This is a genomic window from Nonomuraea sp. NPDC049158, from assembly GCF_040648335.1.
Classification (GTDB): Bacteria; Actinomycetota; Actinomycetes; order Streptosporangiales; family Streptosporangiaceae; genus Nonomuraea.
In genome coordinates, this window is the sequence record NZ_JBEZDM010000032.1 from 50,002 (window position 1) to 67,288 (window position 17,287).

The window sequence follows — 17,287 nt, forward strand, 5'->3', positions numbered from 1 at the left end:
ACAGTACCGGCCGGCTTCGCGCTCGGCTTCACTGTCCAAGCTCAAGGCGATCCCCATGACATTCCAAGGTGGTACACGCGTGGCTGTGGCAATCCTTCCCACCGGCGGCGGTGGCGAGGACGGACGGGCTTCCGGCGACTCCCTGCTCTTCCAGATTCTCGGTCCTTTACGGCTCTGGCGGGGCGGCGTCGAGCTGAGCGCCGGTCCGCGGCAGCAGGTCTTCCTGCTGGCCCTTCTCCTGGCCCGGGAGGGGCGGCCGATCAGCACCGACGAGCTGATCGATCTCATCTGGCAGGATGATCCGCCGGCGAGCGCACTCAACGTCATCCACAAGTACGTCGGGTCGCTGCGCCGGCTGCTGGAGCCGGAGATCTCGGCGCGAAGTTCCGGCTCGTTCCTGCAGCGGCGCGGCAACAGTTACCTGTTCGCGGCGGGCGCCGGGACGCTGGACCTGGTCGTGTTCCGGAACCTCGTCGAGGCCGCCGGGGCCGCCCTGGCGAAGGAGCGCCACGAGGAGGCTCTCGACTGTTACGTGGAAGCGCTGGAACTCTGGCAGGGCCCCGCGGGCGATGGGCTGAACCAGGGACCGGCCGCGACGTCGATGTTCGCCAGGCTGGACGGCCAGTTCTTCGACGCGTGCACGGCGGCCGCCGAGCTCGCGGTGTCGCTGGGCCGGCCGGCGCGGATGCTGCCTTCCCTGCACCTGGCGGCCAGGATGGCGCCCCTGCACGAGCCGGTGCAAGCGAGCCTCATCTCCACGCTGGGCGCCGCCGGGCAGCAGGCGGAGGCGTTGTCGGTGTTCCGCGCGGTCCGCGCCCGCCTCGCTGAGGACCTTGGCATCTACCCTGGCCACGCCCTGGCCGCCGCGCACCGGCGGACGCTGAACCAGGACCTGACGGAGACCGTGCAGCGGGCGCCCGGACACTCGCCCACGCCGGTACGGGCCATCGCGAGATCCGGAGGCGTCCTGGTCGGCCGAGCGGAGGAACTGACGGCGCTGCGGCAGGCGATCGAGCCGGCCTTCACCGGCGGCACGGGGCTCATCGTCCTGGAGGGCGAGCCGGGGATAGGCAAAACCCGTCTGCTGGAGGAGCTCACCGCCGAGGCGGAGCAGCGTGACGCGGCCGTCGTCTGGGCCCGTTGCCTGGAAGGCGAAGGAACGCCGTCGATGTGGCCGTGGATCCAGGCGGTCGGCGCTGTCCTGGACGAGTTGCCCGGCGCGGCGCGGGAGAAGTGGCTCGCCGGCGAACTCGGCGACCTCCTGGAGCCGGCCGGCGACGTCCTCGGCGAATCGGTGGCACCCGACGCCGGCGCCCAGTTCCGCCTGTTCGAGGCGGCCGTCGCCGCCGTCGGCCAGGTCGCGGCGCAACGGCCGTTGGTGCTCGTGATCGACGACCTCCAGTGGGCGGACGTGGCGTCGCTGCGCTTGTTCAGCCACCTGGCGGCCCGGCTGCCGGCCGGCACCGCGATCATCGGAGGGCTCCGCGACCGCGCGCCCGTACCCGGATCGGCGCTGACGCGGACGCTCGCCGCGGCGAGCCGGGGGCCCGGCCACTTCCGTACCCGGCTCGGTCCTCTCGGAATGGCCGAGGTGGCCGAGCTCGTCCGCCGCGAGACCGGCCAGGATCCAGGCCCGCAGGCCGTCCGCGGCATCTATACGCGTACGGCCGGCAACCCGTTCTTCGTCCGGGAGCTGGCCCTGCTACTCGCCGACAGCGGCGCGCTCGTCGAGGACGCCGGAGCGCGAGTGGGAGTGCCCGCCACCGTGCGAGACGTCGTACGCGACCGGATGGCCGGGCTCGACGACTGCGCCAGGAACCTGCTCCAGATCGCCGCGCTGGTCGGCCGGGAGGTGGACCTCAGCCTGCTCGCCGGCGTCGCCGGCCTGGACGTGCAGACCTGCCTTGACCGCCTGGAGCCCGTCGAAGCGCTCGGCCTGCTCGAACCCACACCGGGGAACCCGTTCTCGTTCCGCTTCTCGCACGACCTGGTCCGCGAGTCCGTCTCCGAGACCACGCCTCCCGGGCGGGCGAACCCGCTGCACCTGCGCGTGGCCGACACGCTCGAACGTACCGACTCCTCCGGCGACTACGTGGCCGAGCGCGTCGCCCACCACCTGTGGGCGGCCGGCCCGCTCGCCGATCCGCGCCGGACCACGGCGGCGCTGGTGCGCGCGGGCCGTCACGCGGCGGCCAAGTCCGCGCTCGAGGCCGCCGAGCGGCAACTGCGGCTGGCCGTCCGGGTGGCGCGGACGGCCAGCCTCGCGGAGGTGGAGTTGCCCGCTCTGTCCCAGCTGATCGCGGTCGTCGGGATGCGTGAGATGTACGGCACCGCGTCGGTGGATCTGCTGGAACGCGCGGAGCTCCTGGCTCGGCGCCTCGGCCGGGAAGTCGACGCCATCGTCTTGCTCTACTCCCGCTGGGCGGCCCACGCCCAAGCCCTCGAGAACGACCGCAGCGGGCTGCTGGCGCGCCGGTTGCTGGCAGCGGGTGAAGCGTCCGCCAAGCCGCTCGTACGCGCGTACGGGCTGCAGGCGTGGGGACTTCAGCAGTTCAGTGACGGGAACATGGGCGAAGCGTTCCGCCGCCTGACCGAGGCGAGCGAGATCCTGCTGACCCGCGTCGTCCGGCGCGAGGAGGATCCCGTCTGGTACGACCTGCAGCTGCTGATGATCGGGATGCTCGCGGAGGCGACCGCGATGCACGGTGACATCGACGGCGCGCGATCGCTGCTCGACCGGCTGGCGGCCCCTGGCGACGATCCGTTCACGATCACGGTGTGGGCCGCGCACACAGCGAGGATGGAAGCACTGATCGGCGACCCGGTACGGGCCTTGCGCGCGGCGGAACGCGGCATCGCCGCCGACCCCGACTTCTCCTTCGTCTTCCTCGGCACCTACCAGCGGCTGGCCCGGTGCTGGGCGCTGGCCATGACCGGCAAGGACCCGGCCGGCGCCGGGGCGGAGGCCGAGCGGATCATCGCCACGAACCTCCTCGACCCACCGCGGGCGAGCGTCTCGACCTTCTACGGGCATCTGTGCGAGATGTGGCTGGTCGCCGGCGCGCTGGACAAGGCCGCCGCGGCCCTCGACAGGGCCGACTCCTGCCTCGATCTCTACGGTCAGCGCTACGCGGAGGGCCTGCTCCTCCTACTGCGGGCGCGACTGCTGCTGGCCGGCGGGGAGTCCGTCGCCGAGGTGAGGGCCGTCGCGGAGAGGTGCCGCGCGCTGTCCACCGAACGCGGGACCCACCTGTTCGCCCGGCGCGCCGAAGAGTTCCTGGCCACGCTGGACGATTGAGTCGCGAATCCAGTAAATATTCACTCGTTATCAAGACGCCTATTGAGGATTCCAGTCGGCGAGTGCGAATTCCACTTTCTGTTCAGTATTTTTCAAGAACGCATCTCATGCCCTTGTGAAAACCCTGTGGCATTGCTCACATGCCGAATGTGCATTTTTACGCAGAACGACTACTATCGTCTTTCATATGGTCTGCAGCGATCAAAGGGTCAGAAGCGCGAGTCAAAAAGGAAAGGCAATGATGAGTACGTTAAATCAGGCGGGCAGCGGGCGGATCTCGTGGCGGCGGGTAATTGGCGGCGCGGCGGCGGCCGGAGCGGTCGCGGTGGTCGCCACCACCGCGGTGACCGCCACTCCCGCGGCCGCCGCACCGGAATGGCGGTTGCCCCACTCCGCCGAGACGGTCACGGTCCCCGCCGCGCACAGCCGCGCTCCCATGACCAGCACGTCCAGGAAGTACTACTTCGCCGCCGGGCTCCTCGGCAGGAATGAGGTGCGCGAGGCGGGCAAGAAGGTCAACGACCCGGACGGCGTGGCCGTTGCCAAGTTCCGTATCAACGGCAACCGCTTCTACTACTTCGTCCAGTGGAGGAAGACCGGCAAGCCCACCAACTTCCACATCCACCGCGGCAAGGCGGGCGTGAACGGACCCGTCGTGATCGACCTGCTGTCCAAGGGCACCATTCGCGGCAACACCAGCTTCGGCTCCGTCCGCGTCAACAGCAGCCTGCTCAGGGACATCAAGAAGCACCCCAAGAACTGGTACGCCAACATGCACACCGCCCAGTTCCCCGACGGGGCGGTCCGTGGCCAGCTCCACAACGGCGCTCACTGGTAAATCGCTCTCTACGGCGGGGCATTCCACCAGAGGTGGAATGCCCCGCCTGGCGGCGGCCGGCTCCACGCAGGACAGGTAGCTGTGGACATCCCGACGAGAACGGCTGTTACGTGGATCCCGACTTCTTCGACCTGCTGGCGGGCTGTCACCTGCGCCTCTTGGACGCCCGTGCCGCCTGACGTCCGGCGGCGGTTTTAGAAGGTGAGCACCACCCGTCCACGCAGGCCGCCCGCCTCCAGCAGCCGGTGGGCCTCGGCGGCCTGTTCGGCGGGCAGGGTCTTCGCGACCCGTGGGACGATCCGGCCTTCGTCGGCCAGTTGCCGGATGCGGTCCAGCTTGTCGTGCTCGCGTGCGTAGCGGGGCACGAAGGTCGAACGGGTCACGATGCCGCGGTCACCAGTCCCCTCGGTGCCGGCACGGGAGGACACCACCCGGCCGCTGTCGCGAACCGCGCGTATAGCGGACGCGACGAGACCTGCGGTGTCGACGAGTCCGTCCACTCCGCCGGGCACCCGCGCGCGCACCGGCTCCGGGAACCCATCACCGCGAGGCAGTACGACATCGGCGCCCAGGTCCTTCACCAGCCGCTCATCCTTGGGCGCGGCGTCGGCGATCACCCGGAACCCGTCGGCCTTGGCCAGCTGCACGACATAGCCCCCGACGGCACCCGCCGCGCCGGTGACCGCCACGGTGGCGCCGGGCGGAAGCTCGAGCAGGTCCAGCGCCATGCGGGCGGTCAGGCCGTTCATCGGCAGCGTGGCGGCCTCGACGTCGCTCATGCCCGCCGGGACGCGGACGAGCGACTCGGCGGGGACGACGAGATGTTCCGCGTACGCGCCGTGCGTCCCGGACACGACCGCGACGGCCATGACGTGGTCGCCCACCTTCGGATCGGTGTCGGCGCCCTCGCCGATCCGCTCCACCACGCCGGCCGCGTCCATCCCCGGGACGTAGGGTGGCTCGGCGTCGGAGACGAAGGCGATTCCCCTGCGCACCATCGTGTCGATCGGGTTGACCGCCGCAGCGTGCACGCGGATCCGGATCTCGCCCGGCCCGGCCTCGGGAATCGGCAGCTCCAGAACCCGCAGCACCTCCGGCCCGCCGACAGCTGCTCCGCCACCGCAGGTCAGGAGCAGGAGGCCGACACCTCGTCCACCAGCTGACCGAGCGCGGCAGCCCCGGTGTGGCGGGTGTGACGGGTGTGACGCACTAGCATGCGCAAGGACAAAACCTGACTGACTGCTTTGCGAGGAGTGGCGGGATGTTCGAGAAGTTCACCGACCGAGCTCGACGTATCATCGTCCTGTCCCAGGACGAGGCCAGGACGCTCAACCACGACTCCATCGGCACCGAGCACCTTCTGCTTGGTTTGATCCGTGAAGATGAGGGTGTGGGGGCCCAGGTTCTCAAGAACCTGGGCCTCACCCTTGAGGATGTGCGCCGACAGGTTGAGGAAAGCCGGAGCCGAGGCGAGTCCGCTCCGTCGGGCTACCTTCCGTTCACGTCGTCGGCCAACGAGGTGCTCCAGGCGGCGAACCAGGAGTCCGTGCAACGTGGCCTTGACCACATCGGCACCGAACACCTCCTGCTCGGGCTCATCCGCGACCGTGCGAGCGTGGCGGTCCAGGTGCTGGTCAAGCTCGGCGCCGACCCCGACCAGGTCGGGCGGACCATGGACGAACTCCTCCAGCAGTACCTGGCCAGATAGGCGTCAGCCAGGGCCGATCAGGGGCTTGATGGTCTCCCACGCGGGCGGCTCCGGCCACCCGTCCGCCGCGTCCGGGCCCGTGGGCCCCAGGCCGAGCACCGCGCAGGCCAGCAGGTGCTCGCCGGGCGGCAGGTCGCCCTTCAGCGTGGGGATCGTGGTGCGCGCCGTGAGCACGTTCGTGCCGGGCAGGGCCGTGACCAGGTCGCCCTCCCGCCCACCGGTCAGGTCCTCGATCACGCACAGGCCGTGGGGCGCGTCGAGCCGGGCCCGGCCGGAACCGGTGTCGATCCGGATGGGCGGCTGGTCGCGGTCGACCGCGAAGGCGCCCTCGGCCGTGCGCAGCGCCCGCCCGGTCGTGATCCGGTGCACCCGTACGTGCCACGGGGGCAGCGCCACCAGCCAGGTCTCGATCTCCACGTCCTCCCAGGGGGTCCAGCGGGAGTGCAGCACACCGTCGGCGGCGGAGACCTGGTCCGGCAGTTCGCAGGGCCGCCAGTGCTCACCGTCCTCGCTGAGCGCCAGCGTGCTGTCGAAGGCGCCCTGCTCCAGCTTCAGCGTCCCGGCCGGCACGCTGAAGCCGAACCGGGTGGAGTAGGCGAACTTGGCGTACTTGGCCGCGCCGTGCCGCGCCCACGGGTTGCGCTGCCCCGCGCTGAGCAGCACCACATGCCGTCCCTCCTCGAACCGCATCAGCGCCACGCCCGCCTCCGGCTGCGTGCTGACCTCGGGCAGCGGGGGAGCGTCGGCCTCCTTGGCGGTCCAGAACGGGTGCTCGGCGGGCAGGGCGAGCGGCAGGAACGCCTTCATGGCCCAGTACGGCGAGCCGGGCGCGTTGTACTGCTCGGCCATGTGCGGCTGCGGGTAGCCGTAGCCGATGGTGAGCAGTCCCGCGCTGTCGCGGATCGGCTGGCGATCCCACCAGCGCAGGTTCCGCAGCAGGTGCCCCTTGGTCACCTCCCACGGCAGCGCCTCGACGCCGGCGAAGGCCAGCGCCCCCCAGAACGCCGACTGCGCGAACCGGTAGGTCAGGCTCCTGCCGAACGGGACGGCCACACCCTCGCTGCTGAACCAGTGCTGGAAGTCCTGGGCGAACGCCGCGGCCCGCTCGCGGAAGCGTCCGGCCCTGTCCTGGTCCTGACCGAGCGCGGCGTAGATGAGGCCGTAGTAGTGCATGGCGAACGGGATGTAGTAGTCGCGCTGCCACGTCGGCCCGTCGGAGTACCACCCGCGCCCGAGGTCGAACTCCTCCAGCCGGTCGAGCCTGGCCGTGTTGGCGTCATGGTCGTGGGAGATCCCGACGCGGTCGAGCCCGAGCCCCACCATGACCGGGAAGAACAGCCAGTTGTTGTTGTTCGGCTCCACGGTGACGGAGTGCCGTAGCCAGGTGGCCACCGTGTCGCGCTGCGGGCCGGTCAGCGGGTCCCAGATACGCTCGGGGGCCAGGGCGAGCGCCAGGCCGATGGCGGCGGTCTCGACCAGCCGCTGGTTCTTGTCGAAGGCCGCGCCCCAGTAGTCGGGGTGCTCGGGATCGGTCCCGGCGGCGAGCCCGGCGCTCCAGAGGTCCCAGTGGTCGAACGTCCCGCCGCCGGCCGCCAGCGGCGCCAGCCCCCACAGCGGGCGTGCAAACGCTTCCAGCTCGGCGGACTCCTGGTCGTAGTGCGCCGTGTGGAACCCCAGCCGCAGCCGTCCCCGCCCCGGACTGAACCGGGAAATCAGGGGCGTGACCAGGTCCAATACCTGACGCGCCAACTCGTCTCGATCGCCGCCGGGCAGGTCGTCAGTGCGCACGGGGTCTCTCTTTCGCTGGGAAAGCGCTATCCCGGGCTAGGTTTCCCCGCGCCGCCCTCGCTTGTCAACACCGCGGGAACCCGGGGCGGGGCGGAGCTGTCGCGGACGTGCAGCTCCATCGGCAGGGTCAGCGGCTCCCCGTCGTGCCCCTCGGTCATGAGGGCCTCCAGCATCTCGGCCGCCTGCCTGCCGAGCTGCCCCCGGGGCACCGACACCGTGGTCAGGCTCGTGTGCGCCACGTGATCCAGGGCGATGTCGTCGAACCCCACCACCGACAGCTCCTCGGGAACCCGCACCCCGAGCTCGCGCATCCGGGTCACCGCCCCCAGGGCCACCAGGTCGTTGTAGGTGGTGAGCGCGGTGGCGCCGGTGCCGGCCACCGCGGTGGCGGCCTCGTACCCGCACTGGCTGGTGGCCCCGCACGGCAGGATCGTGACGGACAGGCCGAACGCCTTGGCGGCCTCCAGCGCCCGGATCCGCTCGGAGTTGGCCCAGGACACCTCGGGCCCGCTCAGGTAGGCGACCCGGCGGTGGCCCAGCTGCGCCAGGTGGCCGCAGATCAGCATCATCCCGCCGAAGAAGTCGGCGGAGACGGCGGGCGCGGCCAGGCCGGGGACGATCCGGTTGAGCAGGACGAGCGGGTGGCCCCGGCCGGTCAGGGCGGCCAGGTCGGCGCGCTCCATGCGGGAGGAGGCGAGCAGCACCCCGTCGCAGCTGCGCATGAGGTCCTCGACCAGGTCGTGCTCGATCGCGGGGTCGTCGTCCGACTCCATCACCATGACGCGGCGCCCGTGGGAGCGGGCGACGGCCGAGACCGCCTTGAGCACGCCGGGAAAGTAGGGATTGGCCAGGTCGGGGACCAGCACGCCGATGGTGCCCCACTCGCCGCGGGCCAGCCCCTGCGCCGCCGCGTTGGGGCGGTAGCCCAGCTGCGCGACCGCGTCGTGGACCCGCGCCGCCAGGGCGGGGTCGACCTTCGCCGTGCCGTTGAGGACGCGGGAGACGGTCGAGGCCGACACCCCCGCGGCCGCCCCGACGTCGCTGATCGTCACCCGGCTCCCGCGGCCCTGCCGCAGATTACGCACCCGCTCCTCCTGCCCCCCGTGCGCCCGTCAGCCGAGCAGCCCGCGCAGATGATCCAGATCTCTCCGTACGGCCGCCACCGGGTCGGCCGTCGGGTAGTGGACGTGCAGCGACAGCACCCCGCTGTAGCCGCGTTCGCGCAGCCCGGGGATGATCTCCGCCCAGCGGACCACGCCCCCGTCCGCGAACGGCTGCCAGTCGCACGTCCAGCCGTCCGGGCCCGATCGCCAGGCGGCGTTCTTCACTCCCATGCAGGCCATCCGATCGCCCAGCAGCTCGACGTTGAGCGCCCATGCCTCGCTGCCCTCCTTGGCCTGGTTGCCGGGGTCGGCGTAGAAGCGCACGTCGTCCAGGTCGCCGGCGAGAGCGAGGGCGAGCGAGGCGGATGAATGGATCGTACCGTGATGCAGCTGGACCGCCACCCGCACACCGTGCCGGGCGGCGAGGCCGGCCAGGCGGGTCAGCGCGGCTCTGGCCTCCTTCAGCTGATGGTGGTAGCCGATGGCGGGGTCGTAGCGGTAGAAGCCGACCCGTACGAGGGGGACGCCGCTCTCGCCGCAGGCCGCGATGAGCCGTTCGGCGTCCGCGTCGGCGTCGAGGAAGTCGGTGGTGACGACGTCGAGGGTGAGCCCGCGGCGCCCGAGCTCGGCGGCGACGACGGCGATGCCGTCCGGGTCGGCGGGGCTGACCGTCTGGCCCTCGCGCACGAGGAGGTCCGCCCCCTCGGCGCCCACCGAGGCCACGGCCTCGGCCAGCTCGGGGGCGTCGATGGAGCCGAAGGGCTTGGTGAAGGCGAGCAGGCGCACACGTACTCCTGAAGTTGAGAAAGCGCTTGTACATCTTGGGTCAGACGGTCTTCATCGCTGAGCATCCATCTGAAACCGCTTTCTCACAAGCCTTGAAACGGGGAATGAGGCGGGCTACTCTCGACCCACCCTCGGGTAAGCGCTTACCAGCCGCCCGAGCCCCCTCTGACCTCCGCCTCTTTAGGAGGGTCCATGATCCCTCGTTCGCGTTTGACCGCCGTGATGGCCACCACAGCCATGGCATCACTGCTCGTGGCGGCGTGTGGCACCTCGAGCAACCAGAGCGGAGGTGGCTCGCAGACCACGTTGCGGATCTGGGACTTCTCCGCCGAACAGGTGAACTTTCACAAGGACATCGGCGCCCAGTTCACCAAGGAGCATCCCGACATCAAGATCGACTGGCGCTCGATCACCCAGTCCGAGTACATGAAGACCCTGCCCCTGGCCTTCCAGAGCAACCAGGCGCCGGACATGTTCTACTGGAACGCGCTCGGGCTGTCCCAGCTGACGGACCAGAAGTGGATCCGCCCGCTCAACCCGAGCGGGACCATACCGGCCGACTTCACCAAGCGCTGGCCGGAAGGGTCCTTCCTGGAAGGCATCAACATGCAGGACGGGAAGACCTACGGCTTCCCGTTCTCGGAGAACCTGTACTGGGGCTCCGGCTACATGTTCCTCAACAAGAAGGTCTTCCAGGAGGCCGGGCTGGACGTCAACAGCCCGCCCAAGACCTGGACCGACCTCAAGAACGCCTGCGCGCAGATCAAGTCCAAGACCAAGGCGCAGTGCATCGCCGCCCCCACCAAGGGCGTGGACATGCAGCGGATCTGGTACGGGCTGATCGGCAGCGTCTCGACGGACGAGTTCTTCGACTACAAGACCGGCAAGTTCGACCTGACCGAGCCCGCGCAGACGAAGACCTTCGCCTTCATCCAGGAGCTCAACAAGGCCGGCTACCTGGCGCCCGGCACCAACGACAAGAACTTCTCCCGCCAGCAGTTCGCCGCCGATCAGGCCGGCATCATGTTCGACGGCACCTGGCTGCCGAGCGTGTGGGCCAGCCAGGGCTTCAGCAGCGACAAGTACGTGGTGGCGCCGCGCGTCAACCCCGACAGCGGGCAGACCGGCGCGGCCGGCCGCAAGTACGACAACAACAAGTACTGGGTCAGCTCGCAGACCAAGCATCCCGACGCCATGTGGACGTTCATCCAGTGGATGACCGACCCCAACGGGTACTTCGTCAAGCAGTACTACAAGAGCGCCTTCGGCACGCTCGCCTACGTCGACAACCAGAAGATGGTCACCGACCCGGCGCTCAGGCAGATCATGGAGATCGGCGGAAAGCCGGGCTACCGGGTCCAGCTCCCCGTGCCGCTGCTCAAGTGCCCCGACATCGCCAAGTCCAAGGCGTACGTCAACGCGGTGGCGAAGAGCCCCGACGGGGAGTGGGAGGCCATGGGTGAGGCGCTGACCAGCGGCCAGCCTCTGGAGAGCGTGGGCGCCGCCATCGCCAAGCAGCGGCAGACCGCTCTGGAGGAAGGGCTCAAGCAGGAGGCGGCCAGCGGCCTGAAGGTGTCGATGGACTGCTACACCTTCCCCGACTGGGAGTACACGAAGGACTTCACCTCGGACATGTACCGCAACTGACCGGACTCCTCGTGAGGACATCATGACAACCACCGCTCCCGCCCCCAGGCGGGAAAGGGTGCCGGACAGGGACCGGTCGCCCGCCAAGCGGGTGCCAGAGCGCCCCGATCACTCCCGCGAGCGCGTCCGCGGCATCGAGAGGGTCTGGCTGCTCGTCTTCCTGGCCCCCTTCCTCCTGCTCTACCTCGGCTTCACCATCTGGCCGCTGATCGCGACGATCTACTACTCCTTCTTCGACTGGTCGGGCGTCGGCCCCATCGACGACTTCGTCGGGGGGAGCAACTACGGCACGATCCTGGCCGACCCGCTGTTCTGGCTCTCTGTCGTCAACACGCTGGTCTTCGCCCTGCTGACGACCGTCATCAAGCTGCCGATCTCGCTGCTGGCGGCGATCCTGCTGACCCGCAAGTGGCTGCGTGGCAAGCGGTTCTTCCGGACCATGTTCTTCGCGCCGCTCATCATCCCCGTCGCCATGGCGGGGCTGGTGTTCACCTACCTGCTCAACCCGTCCAACGGCGCGCTGAACGCGATCCTGCGCGACCTCGGCCTGGTCGACCAGGGGTTCGACGTGTTCGCCAACCGGTGGAGCGCGCTGGTCGTGCTCGTGCTCGTCTCCATCTGGCAGATCTTCGGCCAGTACATGATCTACTGGATCGCGGCGCTGCAGAACGTGCCGGAGGAGGTCTACGAGGCGGCCGCCATCGACGGCGCGGGGGAGTGGAAGAAGCTCACCCGCATCACGCTGCCGATGATCAGGCCGGTCGCCGTGATCATCGCCCTGCTCGGCCTGGTGAACGCCATGCACGTCTTCGGGCTGGTCGTCACGCTCACCGCGGGCGGGCCCGGCACCAGCACCTACGTGGTGTCCTACTTCATCTACCAGAACGCGTTCGGCTCGGTGCCGTTCGCCTACGGCTACGCCTCGGCCGCGGCGCTGCTGTTCTCCGTCATCGCCTTCGTCCTGGTCTCCGCCCAGGGCCTCGCGGTCCGCCGGGCTCAGCGGCTCAGGAAGGAGTACGGCGTCTGATGGCAGCGACCACTCGGGCGGGCCGGCGCAGCCATGCCGTGCGGGCCAATCTCATCGCCCTGCCGATCCTGCTGGTCGTCGGGCTCGTGTGGGTCTATCCCTTCCTGTGGACGATCTCGGCCGCGTTCAAGACCCAGGCGGGGATGTTCACCAGCGGCGCGAGCCTCCTGCCCGACCAGCTGAACTTCGACAACTTCGTCCGGGCCTGGGTCAACGCCGGGTTCTCCGGATACTTCTTCAACACGGTGCTCTACTCGGCCGCCTCGACCCTGGTCGAGCTGGTCAAGGCGGCCCTGTGCGGCTACGTGCTGGCCAGGTACGAGTTCCCCGGCCGTACGCTGCTCTACCGGATGATCGTGGGGACGCTGTTCATCCCGGTCGCCTCGATCATCGTCCCGCAGTTCGTGCTGATCGAGAACCTCGGCCTGCTGAACACCCGGGCCGGGGTCATCCTGGCCATGTCCGGCGGCGCCGGCGCGCTCTACGTCCTGCTGTTCGTCGGGTTCTTCTCCAGCGTCCCGACCGACCTGTTCGAGGCGGCCAAGCTCGACGGGGCCGGTTTCCTCAAGACCTTCCGCCTCATCCTCCCGCTGGCCAAGCCGGTCATCGCGGTGGTGGTCATCTTCCAGTTCATCAGCAGCTGGAACGAGTTCAACATCCCGCTGGTGTTCACGCTCGGCCAGCCCGAGCTGCAGAACCTCGCCGTCGGCATGCTGTCCTTCCAGGGTGAGCACGCGACGGACTGGACCGGGTTCGCCGCGGGCATGACGATCTCGTTCCTGCCGATGCTGATGATCTTCCTGTTCTTCCAGAGCTACTTCACGCGCGGCCTGGCCGGCGCCACGAAAGAATGACGCGTGAGGCATGGGGCCTTCGCCTACACCTGGGACGTCGTGGGCGACCCCGCGGCGGCCGAGCGCATCGCCGGCCTGGGCGTGAGCACGGTGACGCTGCAGGCCGCCTACCACTCGGTGCGGGGCGTCACCCCGTGGCATCCGCGTCACCGGATCGTGCAGGCCGACCACGCGGCGGCCTACTTCCGGCTGCGCCCCGAGCGCTGGCGCGGGCGGCTCCGGCCGCTCCCGCCGAGCTGGGGAGTGGCCGACGAGGACCGGTTCGGCACGGCGCTGGCCGCGCTGGCCGGGGCGGGGCTGCGGGCGGAGGCCTGGCTGGTGCTCACGCACTCCTCGGTGCTGGGCCGCCAAGCACCCGACCTGACGGTCACGAACGCCTACGGTGAGTCCTATCCCTACGCGTTGTGCCCGGCCCAGCCCGCCGTCCACGACTACGCGCTCACTCTCGTGGGCGAGGTGTGCGAGCAGTACGACGTGCCCGCGCTGATGCTGGAGGCGTGCGGCTGGCTGGGCATGGAGCACGCCGGTCACCACGAGAAGACCTCCGGCGCCCACCTGTCCGCCTGCGGCAAGGCGCTGCTGTCCCTGTGTCTCTGCCCGGCCTGCCGGGCCGGGCTGGCCGGGCGCGGCCTGGACGTGGAGGAACTGGCGCGTGACGTGCGCGCCGCCGTGGACGGGGAACTGCAGCGAGGCGTCCCGGCCGGGACGAGCCTGGACGAAGTACTCGGCTTCGAGCGTGCCCAGGCGGTGTACGGTCACCGCGGGCACGTCATCGCCGGCCTGGTCCGGGATGTGGCGGCGCTGGCCGGCGGCCGTGAGCTGCTGCTCATGGCCACCGACGACCCGCAGGTCACCGGCCCCGACGTGGGCATCGACCTGGCCACCTTCGAGGCGCCGGCCGACGCGTACGTGCTCAAGTGCTGGGGCCAGGAGGAGGCGGCCCTGACCCAGATGAAGGCCGCGGCGAGCCGTACCGAAGTCCCGCTCGTCGCCAACCTGACCGTGCTGGAGGACGGGCACGCCCGGATCCCGGCTCTGGCCGCCGACCTCGTCGCCGGGGGCGCGCGGCAACTGCGTTACTACCACGCCGGGCTGGGCTCACCCGCCCGCCTGGCCAGTGTGCGGGCGGCGGCTCGCCTGAAGGAGAGATAATGCTGAACGGCCTGTATGTCATGGACCCGAATCGCTTTGACGACGTTTATGGCCCGGAGGCCCGGGCCGCGCTTGAGCAGCACCTGGCCATCGACTCGCCCTTGCTCACCGCAGACCGGCTCACTCCCGATGTGCTCGGCGGCCTTGAGGTCCTGGTGACCGGGTGGGGCGCGCCCAAGCTGGACGCCGAGTTCCTCGCCGCCGCGCCCAAACTCTCGCTGGTGCTGTACGGCGCGGGCTCCATCCGCTCGATGGTGACCCCGGAGATGTGGGCCAGGGGAGTGCGGGTCACCACGGCGGCCACGGCCAACGCCGAGCCGGTCGCCGAGTTCGCGCTGTCGCAGATCCTGTACGCGCTCAAGCACGGCTGGCGCTACGTGCTCAACGCGCGCGCCGCCGCCGCCACCGCCCCGCGCGGACCCGAGCTGGGAGCCTACGGCGCGACGGTCGGGCTGGTCTCGCTCGGCGCCACGGGCCGGGCCACGGCGCGGCTGCTCGCCCACCACAAGCTCGACGTGCAGGCCCACGACCCGTACGCCGACCCGGCGGAGGCCGAGCGGCTCGGGGTGCGCCTCGTCGGCCTCGAGGAGCTGTTCGCCACCTCCGACGTGGTCAGCCTGCACGCGCCGCTCACCCCCGAGACGAACGGCCTGGTCGGCGCCGCGCTGCTGGAGTCGATGAAGCACGACGCCACCCTGATCAACTCGGCGCGCGGCCAGCTGGTCGACGAGGCCGCGCTCGTGGACGTGCTGAGCCGGCGGACCGACCTGTTCGCCGTCCTCGACGTCACCCACCCCGAACCGCCGGTCGCCGGGTCGCCGCTGTTCACGATGCCGAACATCGTCGTCACCCCGCACGTGGCGGGCAGCCTGGGCCACGAGCGCCGCCGCCACGGGGAGGCGATGGCCGAGGAGCTCGTCCGCTACCTCGCGGGGGAGCCGCTGCGTTACGAGATCACCGAGTCCGGCCTCGCGAGAAGGGCGTGAGCACCACCCTGGTGCTGTTGCCGCCGCACGATCCGGCCACCGCGGGCTGGCGGGCCCGGCTGGAACAGGCGGTGCCGGGGCTCGTCGTCCTAGAGCCGGAGACCCCGGCGGAGGCGGCACAGGCGCTGGCGGCGGCCGACGCCGCCTACGGCACGCTGCCCGCCGACCTGCTGGCGCACGCCGGGCGGCTGCGCTGGCTGCAGGCTCCGCAGGCCGGGCCGCCTCCGGCGTTCTACCATCCGGCCCTGGTCGCGCATCCCGTACAGGTCACCAACATGCGCGACACCTACACCGACCACGTGGCCGCGCACACGCTGGCGCTCGTGCTCGCGCTGGCCAGGGACCTGCCCAGATACGCCCGCGAACAGGCCCGCGCGCGCTGGGCGCCCGACTGGGACCCCGGCGCCGTGCTGCCCATGAGCGAGGCCACGGCCCTGGTCGTGGGGGTTGGCGCGGTCGGGGCCGAGGTCGGCAGGCTGCTGGCGGCCTTCGGCACCAGGGTCGTGGGCACGGACGCCCGGCGCGGCGCTCCCGTGCCGGGCTTCGCCGAGGTACTGCCGCCGGACGCCCTCGACCGGCTGCTTCCCGAGGCGGACCTGGTCATCCTGACGATCCCGCACACCCCCGCCACCGAGGGCCTGCTGGACGCGCGGCGGCTGGCGCTGGCCAAGCCGGGGGCGTACGTGGTCAACGTCGGCCGGGGGCCCATCGTCCGGCTCGACGACCTGGCCGCCGCCCTGTCCTCGGGCCACCTGGCCGGCGCGGCCCTGGACGTCTTCGAGACCGAGCCGCTGCCCGCCGGCCACCCGCTCTGGCGGCGTACCGACGTCATCATCACCCCGCACGTCGCGGGCGTGGGACCGCACGCCTCGGAGCGGTGCTTCGCCGTCCTGCTGGAGAACGCCCGCCGCTTCGTGGCCGGGCGCGAACTGATCAATGTGGTGGACAAGTCGGAATGGTACTGATCACGTGAACCAGATAGCACGCGTCGAGACCTTCACCGTGGCCCTGCCCTCGCTGCGCGACTTCGCTGTCGCGGGCGGGTCCGTGGTCCAGAGCGGCCGCCCCGCCATCAGGGTCCTGGTGAAGGTGACAGCCGACGACGGCGCCATTGGATGGGGCGAGGCCACGCCGATTCCCTCATGGACGTACGAGACCACCGAGTCCATCGTCTCCACCATCGAGGGCTACCTGGCCCCGGCCGCCGTCGGCCGCCCGCTGTGGGACCTCGACGGGCTCTGCCGGACCTTCGACCGCACCATCAGCAAGGGGTTCTCGATCGGCATGCCGCTGGCGCGCGCGGCGGTGGACGTGGCCTGCCACGACGCCTACGCCCGGAGCCTGGGCGTGTCCCTCGGCGAGCTGTGGGGGCGGCGCAGGCGCGACACCATCGAGCTGGCCTGGATCGTGTCGGGCGAGTCGGCGTCCGAGGCCGCGGACTCGGTGGCCGAGGGCCGCGCGCACGGCTACCGCCACGTCAAGGTCAAGCTCGGCCTGCACACCGAGGACGAGGACGTGGCCATCGTGACCGCCGTCCGCGCGGCCGCGCCCGACGCCGTGCTCTGGGTGGACGCCAACCAGGGCTACACCGCCGCCGCCGCGCTCCGGGTGGCCAGGCGCCTGACCGACCTGAACGTCTTCGTCTTCGAGCAGCCGCTGCCCTCCAACGACATCGCCGGCCTGCGCCGCCTGCGTGACGCCAGCCCCATCCCGGTGGCCATCGACGAGAGCCTGCGCCACCCGAGCGACCTGGCGACGTTCGTCCGGCTCGACGCCATCGACGTCGCCGTCGCCAAGGTGCAGCGCTGCGGCGGGCTGACCCTGGCCCTGCGTCAGTGCCAGCTCGCCGAGGACAGCGGCCTGGCCGTCATGGGCTCCGGCCTCACCGAGTCCGACATCGGGCTGGCCGCCTCGCTGCACCTGTTCGCCGCGTTCGGCGTGGACACGCCCGTCGACCTCAACGGCCGGCAGTTCATCACCAGCCCGTACGCCACGGACCCGGTCATCACCGTCACCGACGGCGTCGCCTGCGTGCCCACCGGCCCCGGCCTGGGGATCGGCGTGGACGAGGAGGTGGTCCGCTCGCTCGCTCTCTGACAG

General features: G+C 70.6%; 14 protein-coding genes. 10 read left to right on the plus strand and 4 right to left on the minus strand.

Features of this window, described 5'->3' with window-relative positions; translation table 11 throughout:
- Positions 1–79: 79 nt before the first annotated feature.
- The gene (locus AB0B61_RS44170) at positions 80–3,298 is read left to right on the plus strand and encodes a BTAD domain-containing putative transcriptional regulator (protein WP_358445784.1); all 3,219 of its coding nucleotides are present in this window, start codon (positions 80–82) and stop codon (positions 3,296–3,298) included.
- Positions 3,299–3,539: 241 nt separating this feature from the next.
- Positions 3,540–4,136: a CHRD domain-containing protein gene (locus AB0B61_RS44175; protein ID WP_358445787.1), complete on the plus strand. Its 597-nt coding sequence runs from the start codon at positions 3,540–3,542 to the stop codon at positions 4,134–4,136.
- 194 nt (positions 4,137–4,330) lie between these two features.
- Here AB0B61_RS44175 and AB0B61_RS44180 read toward each other — a convergent pair whose 3' ends face one another.
- Positions 4,331–5,227, minus strand: coding sequence for an NADP-dependent oxidoreductase (locus tag AB0B61_RS44180; RefSeq protein ID WP_358445790.1), 897 nt, complete (start codon positions 5,225–5,227; stop codon positions 4,331–4,333).
- 170 nt (positions 5,228–5,397) lie between these two features.
- Between AB0B61_RS44180 and AB0B61_RS44185 the strand changes: the two genes are divergently transcribed.
- Entirely contained in the window at positions 5,398–5,844 is a 447-nt protein-coding gene (locus AB0B61_RS44185) for a Clp protease N-terminal domain-containing protein (protein WP_358445793.1), read from the plus strand.
- A 3-nt stretch (positions 5,845–5,847) separates the two neighbouring features.
- On the opposite strand, the gene AB0B61_RS44190 is transcribed toward AB0B61_RS44185, so the two are convergent.
- The 3 genes from AB0B61_RS44190 to AB0B61_RS44200 are packed head-to-tail and all read right to left on the minus strand — an operon-like array spanning position 5,848 to position 9,521.
- Positions 5,848–7,632: a DUF2264 domain-containing protein gene (locus tag AB0B61_RS44190; RefSeq protein ID WP_358445796.1), complete on the minus strand. Its 1,785-nt coding sequence runs from the start codon at positions 7,630–7,632 to the stop codon at positions 5,848–5,850.
- A 26-nt stretch (positions 7,633–7,658) separates the two neighbouring features.
- Positions 7,659–8,717: a LacI family DNA-binding transcriptional regulator gene (locus AB0B61_RS44195; RefSeq protein ID WP_358445798.1), complete on the minus strand. Its 1,059-nt coding sequence runs from the start codon at positions 8,715–8,717 to the stop codon at positions 7,659–7,661.
- Between the two features lie 27 nt (positions 8,718–8,744).
- The gene (locus tag AB0B61_RS44200) at positions 8,745–9,521 is read right to left on the minus strand and encodes a sugar phosphate isomerase/epimerase (protein ID WP_358445801.1); all 777 of its coding nucleotides are present in this window, start codon (positions 9,519–9,521) and stop codon (positions 8,745–8,747) included.
- A gap of 192 nt (positions 9,522–9,713) precedes the next feature.
- On the opposite strand from AB0B61_RS44200, the gene AB0B61_RS44205 reads away from it, so the two are divergent.
- The 7 genes from AB0B61_RS44205 to AB0B61_RS44235 are packed head-to-tail and all read left to right on the plus strand — an operon-like array spanning position 9,714 to position 17,284.
- Positions 9,714–11,168 (plus strand): extracellular solute-binding protein, encoded by a 1,455-nt coding sequence (locus tag AB0B61_RS44205; protein WP_358445804.1) that lies wholly within the window; start codon positions 9,714–9,716, stop codon positions 11,166–11,168.
- Between the two features lie 22 nt (positions 11,169–11,190).
- Entirely contained in the window at positions 11,191–12,195 is a 1,005-nt protein-coding gene (locus AB0B61_RS44210; protein WP_358445807.1) for a sugar ABC transporter permease, read from the plus strand.
- A complete protein-coding gene (locus AB0B61_RS44215) occupies positions 12,195–13,049 on the plus strand; it encodes a carbohydrate ABC transporter permease (RefSeq protein ID WP_358445810.1) in 855 nt (284 codons plus the stop codon). The genes AB0B61_RS44210 and AB0B61_RS44215 overlap by 1 nt, the downstream gene beginning before the upstream one ends.
- A 3-nt stretch (positions 13,050–13,052) precedes the next feature.
- Complete coding sequence (locus tag AB0B61_RS44220) at positions 13,053–14,201, plus strand: hypothetical protein (protein WP_358445813.1); 1,149 nt, start codon at positions 13,053–13,055, stop codon at positions 14,199–14,201.
- Positions 14,201–15,187 carry a hydroxyacid dehydrogenase gene (locus tag AB0B61_RS44225; protein ID WP_358445816.1) on the plus strand — a complete coding sequence of 329 codons (987 nt, stop codon included), beginning with the start codon at positions 14,201–14,203 and terminating at the stop codon, positions 15,185–15,187. Before AB0B61_RS44220 ends, AB0B61_RS44225 begins: the two co-directional genes overlap by 1 nt.
- Positions 15,184–16,152 carry a D-2-hydroxyacid dehydrogenase gene (locus AB0B61_RS44230; protein ID WP_358445819.1) on the plus strand — a complete coding sequence of 323 codons (969 nt, stop codon included), beginning with the start codon at positions 15,184–15,186 and terminating at the stop codon, positions 16,150–16,152. The genes AB0B61_RS44225 and AB0B61_RS44230 overlap by 4 nt, the downstream gene beginning before the upstream one ends.
- A 4-nt stretch (positions 16,153–16,156) precedes the next feature.
- Positions 16,157–17,284, plus strand: a complete 1,128-nt coding sequence (locus tag AB0B61_RS44235; protein WP_358445822.1) for an enolase C-terminal domain-like protein — start codon at positions 16,157–16,159, stop codon at positions 17,282–17,284.
- Positions 17,285–17,287: the final 3 nt, after the last annotated feature.

What these genes read in the sequence shown, in the direction of transcription:
- AB0B61_RS44175 (WP_358445787.1), top strand. Translation starts at nt 3,540, where the DNA reads ATGAGTACGTTAAATCAGGCGGGCAGCGGGCGGATCTCGTGGCGGCGG.
- AB0B61_RS44185 (WP_358445793.1), top strand. Translation starts at nt 5,398, where the DNA reads ATGTTCGAGAAGTTCACCGACCGAGCTCGACGTATCATCGTCCTGTCC.
- AB0B61_RS44205 (WP_358445804.1), top strand. Translation starts at nt 9,714, where the DNA reads ATGATCCCTCGTTCGCGTTTGACCGCCGTGATGGCCACCACAGCCATG.
- AB0B61_RS44210 (WP_358445807.1), top strand. Translation starts at nt 11,191, where the DNA reads ATGACAACCACCGCTCCCGCCCCCAGGCGGGAAAGGGTGCCGGACAGG.
- AB0B61_RS44215 (WP_358445810.1), top strand. Translation starts at nt 12,195, where the DNA reads ATGGCAGCGACCACTCGGGCGGGCCGGCGCAGCCATGCCGTGCGGGCC.
- AB0B61_RS44225 (WP_358445816.1), top strand. Translation starts at nt 14,201, where the DNA reads ATGCTGAACGGCCTGTATGTCATGGACCCGAATCGCTTTGACGACGTT.